3 protein-coding genes are annotated in these 4,636 nt (G+C 69.8%); all 3 read right to left on the bottom strand.

Going from position 1 to position 4,636, the window contains the following annotated elements; genetic code table 11:
* Positions 1–102: 102 nt before the first annotated feature.
* Positions 103–1,602, bottom strand: a complete 1,500-nt coding sequence (locus tag NMK44_RS03405; RefSeq protein ID WP_254738039.1) for an AI-2E family transporter — start codon at positions 1,600–1,602, stop codon at positions 103–105.
* 138 nt (positions 1,603–1,740) lie between these two features.
* Entirely contained in the window at positions 1,741–2,454 is a 714-nt protein-coding gene (locus tag NMK44_RS03400) for an aggregation-promoting factor C-terminal-like domain-containing protein (protein ID WP_428849357.1), read from the bottom strand.
* 441 nt (positions 2,455–2,895) lie between these two features.
* Positions 2,896–4,233: an RNA 5'-3' helicase PhoH2 gene (gene phoH2, locus NMK44_RS03395; RefSeq protein WP_254738037.1), complete on the bottom strand. Its 1,338-nt coding sequence runs from the start codon at positions 4,231–4,233 to the stop codon at positions 2,896–2,898.
* Positions 4,234–4,636: the final 403 nt, after the last annotated feature.

Here is a 4,636-nt window from a genome sequence, read left to right as displayed (position 1 = left end):
CGCCGGGGGGCCCGGCGCCCCCCGGTGCCCTGGCCCGCCGGGCCCCCCCCCCCCGCGGGGGGGGGGGGGCGCCCCTCGTCGTCGTTCCGCGGAACCGGCGGGTCAGCCGGACTCGTCGGTGCCCTTGGTCCCGCCCTTGCCCTTGCCGTCGGTGGCCTCACCGGGCGGCGCGGCCGAGGGCGGCGCGATGGGAGCCACCCCGATGGCCGTGGCACCGTGCGGTCCGGGTCCGGGACCTGCCGCCCGCAGGGCGTTGTCCTTGTTGTACGCGTGCAGATAGCCGACGACCGTATTGGTCACCGCCACCAGCGGCACCGCGACCACGGCGCCGCCGATCCCGCCGATCAGCGATCCGCCCGCGACCGAGAGCACCACGGCCAGCGGATGGACCCGCACGGCCCGGCCGAGGATGAACGGCTGGAGGATATGGCCCTCGATCTGCTGGACGGCCAGTACCACCAGCAGCACCATCGCCCCGGTGAACACCCCCTGGGTCACCAGCGCGACGACGACCGCCAGCGCACCGGAGACCACCGCACCGACCAGCGGGATGAAGGCGAACAGGAAGATGAAGACGGCGAGCGGCACCGCCATCGGCACATCGAGGAAGAACAGCCCGACACCGATGAAGATCGCGTCGATCAGAGCCACTATCACCGTGCCGCGCACATAGGCGGTCAAGGTGGCCCAGGCCCGCGGGCCCGCGCCCGCGACACCCTCACGGGCGGCGGACGGCACCAGCTTGAGGGTCCAGTTCCAGATCCTCGGCCCGTCGTAGAGCAGGAACAGTGTGCTGAACATCGTCAGCAGGATGCCGGTCAGCACCTCGACGACGACCGTCACGCCCTCCAGCCCGGCCGAGGTGATCTCCTCGGTGTTGGCGCCGACGGCCTCGCGCAGTGACTTGGCGACATGGTTGATCTGGGCCTCGGTCACATGGAACGGGCTGTGCAGCAGCCAGCGGCGCAGATCGTCGATACCGTCCTGGAGCTTGCTGGAGACCTCGTCGATGTTCTCCATCACCTGCCAGACGACGAACCAGATCACCAGTCCCATGACGACGAAGCCGCCGATGAAGGTGATGGCCGTGGCCAGCCCGCGCGGCACGCCGCGGTTGCGGAACCGGGCGACGGTCGGTTCCAGCAGCGCGGTGATCAGCAGCGCCACCGTGAAGGAGAGCACCACCAGTTGGATGGAGCTGATGACGCGCATCAGCACCCAGACCGTTCCGGCGAGCACCAGCAGCCGCCATCCGGCCTCGGCGGCCACCCGTACGCCCCAGGGCACGGCGGCCACCGGGTCGGGGCGGGCGGTGACGGCGGGCGCGTAGGCGGGCGGCGCGGGAACGCTGGCGGGTTCCGGAACGGCGGTTCCGCCCTCGCCGCTGCCCGCCTCCGCACCGGGACCGTGTGGACCGGACGGTGATGACGCGGCGCCGTCGGCGGAAGCGCCGGTTCCAGCCGGGCCGCGCGCACCGGAGCCGGAGGCGCTCGCGGCGCCCTCGTCGGCGCCGGAAGCGGCAGCCTGCTGGGTCTCGAGGCGGGTGGCGAGCCGGGACAGCCCGGCCCCCAGCCTGCCCACCCATTGCGGCAATCTGGACATTGGTCTTTCCCTACCCCCGTTTTCCCTCTGCTGGCCGTGATGACGTTACCGGCTGAGGACAGACGAAACCCCCGACCGGGTGCGGCCGGGGGTTTCGCGATGTGTGACGGTCGGTGTCGGCCGTGCGGCCGGCTCCGATCAGTACCAGTTGTTGGCCTGCCAGAACGACCAGGCGCCACACGGGCTGCCGTAGCGGTCGTTCATGTAGTTCAGGCCCCACTTGATCTGGGTGGCCGGGTTGGTCTGCCAGTCGGCACCGGCCGAGGCCATCTTGGAGCCCGGCAGCGCCTGGACCAGACCGTAGGCACCCGACGAGGCGTTGGTGGCCTTGTAGTTCCACCCGCTCTCGTGGTCCACGATGTTGCTGAAGCACTGGAACTGATCGCCGGGGATCATCTGGCGCGCGATCGACTGCGTCTCGGCGATCGTGTAAGAAGCCTGCTTGGGGATGCTGCCGGCGTCGCGCGACGCAGAGCGGCTCGCGACCTCCTGCTTCTTGTCCTCGCGCTCCTTGGCCAGCTTCTCGGCAGCCGCCTTGTCCGCGGCGGCCTTCTTGGCCTTCGCGTCCTTGGCAGCCTGCTTGCGGGCAGCTTCCTCGGCGGACTTCTTGGCCTCCGCGTCGGCGGCGGTGGACTGCACGTCCGCCTGCTGCGTCAGGGACGCGCCCTGTGCCACGGCCTGCTGGCCGGCGGGTATGTCCGCGAGGAGCGTCGAGTCGGCGGCGGTCGCCTCGATCGGGTCGGACGAGCTCTGCTGCTGCTCGCCACCCGCGGCGACACCGACGACGGCGCCCACAGTGGTGACCGCGGTGGCCGAGGCCACTGCGAATCCCCGGACCGAAATCCGGCTCACTCGGTTTCCTTCCAGCATCGCCCGCTTAGGTGACCTCGCGGGCGCAATCGTGCCCCTGGCGCTGGCTTCCCCTTGTTCCGTCCCCAGTGGTGCTTCGAAAGGGGTCGGCTGGTCACGGGAGGCACGGGCCCGGTGGGTCCTCCCGCGGGAGGGCCCGGAGGTGCTCGGGCGGCATACGGCGAACGCTCTTCAGTTCTGGTGCTGCTGTGCTTCGGTACCGCTGGGGGTACATGAGTGCCGTATGCGGGGCCTGACAGGACCCACACACTGCCGGACGCGGATGCCCGGAGGCAATTCTCCGCTGGGTGTGAAAGCTCACACCTCGTTTACGCCCAGGGATTTCTGGAAATCCCGGCGCAGCAAGACGCCGCGCGGCTAGGCTCTTTGGCCTTGCGCGCGGCGCCTTGTCGCTCATGCCGGTCCCAACCGGCCGCTACCTGCTCAGATGTGGCCGTCCTCCAGCATTTCGGTCACCAGTGCGGCAATCGGTGAACGCTCGGAACGGTTGAGCGTGACATGTGCGAACAGCGGGTGGCCCTTGAGCTTTTCGACCACCGCCACCACACCGTCATAGCGCCCGACGCGGAGATTGTCCCGCTGTGCCACATCATGGGTGAGAACCACCCGAGAGTTGGCACCGATGCGGGACAAAACGGTCAGCAGAACGTTCCGTTCGAGGGACTGCGCCTCATCGACGATCACAAAGGCGTCATGGAGCGAACGCCCGCGGATATGGGTGAGCGGCAGCACCTCCAGCATCCCGCGTCCGACGATCTCCTCGATCACCTCGGCGCTGGTCACCGCGGACAGCGTGTCGAAGACCGCCTGAGCCCAGGGGCTCATCTTCTCGGCCTCGCTGCCGGGCAGATAGCCCAACTCCTGCCCGCCGACCGCGTAGAGCGGGCGGAAGATCATCACCTTGCGGTGCTGCCGCCGCTCCAGTACGGCCTCCAGACCCGCGCACAGCGCCAGCGCCGACTTGCCCGTACCGGCCCGGCCGCCCATCGAGAGGATGCCGACCTCGGGATCGAGCAGCAGGTCCAGCGCGATGCGCTGTTCGGCGCTGCGGCCATGGATGCCGAACGCCTCACGGTCCCCACGCACCAGCCGCACCTGTCCGTCCGGGGTGACCCGGCCCAGTGCCTTACCCCGTTCGGACTGGAGGACCAGTCCGGTGTGCACCGGCAGTTCGGCGGCCTCGGGGATGAACGCGGTCTCGGTGGCGAACAGGTCATCGACCTGATCGGCGGAGACGGCGAGCTCCGCCATCCCCGTCCAGCCCGAGTCGGTGATCGCCAGCTCCGCCCGGTACTCCTCGGCGAGCAGACCCACCGAGGACGCCTTGATGCGCAGCGGCAGGTCCTTGGAGACGACGGTGACGTCGTACCCCTCGGCCTGGAGGTTTCTGGCGACCGCGAGGATCCGCGAGTCGTTGTCCCCCACCTGGCCGCCATGGTTCCGGAAGGCGGCCGGCAGGACACCGGGATCGGAGTGGTTCAGCTCGACACGCAGGGTGCCACCCAGTTCGCCGATCGGGATCGGAGCGTCCAGACGGCCGTACCGGATGCGGTACTCGTCGAGCAGGCGCAGTGCCTGCCGGGCGAAATACCCCAGTTCCGGATGGTGCCGCTTGGCCTCCAGTTCCGTGACCACGACGACGGGCAGCACGACTTCGTGCTCGTCGAATCGGGCCATGGCGCCTGGATCGGCCAGCAGGACGCTGGTGTCGAGGACATAGGTGCGCCGGTCGTTCACGCGGCGTTTTGCGCTGGTCACCACGGGTGGACGTACCCCCTCGGGAGAGGTTGGGGTGCGACGGCGTCGCGGGAGTGAGGTCCCCCCGTCACAGACGGGGGGCGGACCGGGCCGGGCCCTGCGGAGAAGGCCGGACACCGGCCCTCCGCGTCATACGCACGATCCGCACAGTCGTCCGTGTGCAAAGGGCCTCCCGGGCGAACGGCACGATGCCGTCCGCTGGCAATCCGACGATGCCCCGTCCCCGCTTGTCCACCGGGACAGGGCGTCGACCTGCAAGGGATATTCCCTCGAACGTGCGGAGCCATGCAACGGCATATGACGGCACGTATATGAACGTTGTGCGACCGGGGGGTCATACGACGGCCGGGGGCGGGCCCCCGGGGGGGGGCGGCCGCCGCCGGGGGAATGCGGGGGGGCCGCAGGG

The sequence above is a fragment of the Streptomyces cucumeris genome (genome assembly GCF_024295805.1).
Classification (GTDB): Bacteria; Actinomycetota; Actinomycetes; order Streptomycetales; family Streptomycetaceae; genus Streptomyces; species Streptomyces cucumeris.
This window is presented reverse-complemented; position numbering and strand designations above follow the sequence as displayed.

What these genes read in the sequence shown, in the direction of transcription:
- NMK44_RS03405 (WP_254738039.1), bottom strand. Translation starts at nt 1,602, where the DNA reads ATGTCCAGATTGCCGCAATGGGTGGGCAGGCTGGGGGCCGGGCTGTCC.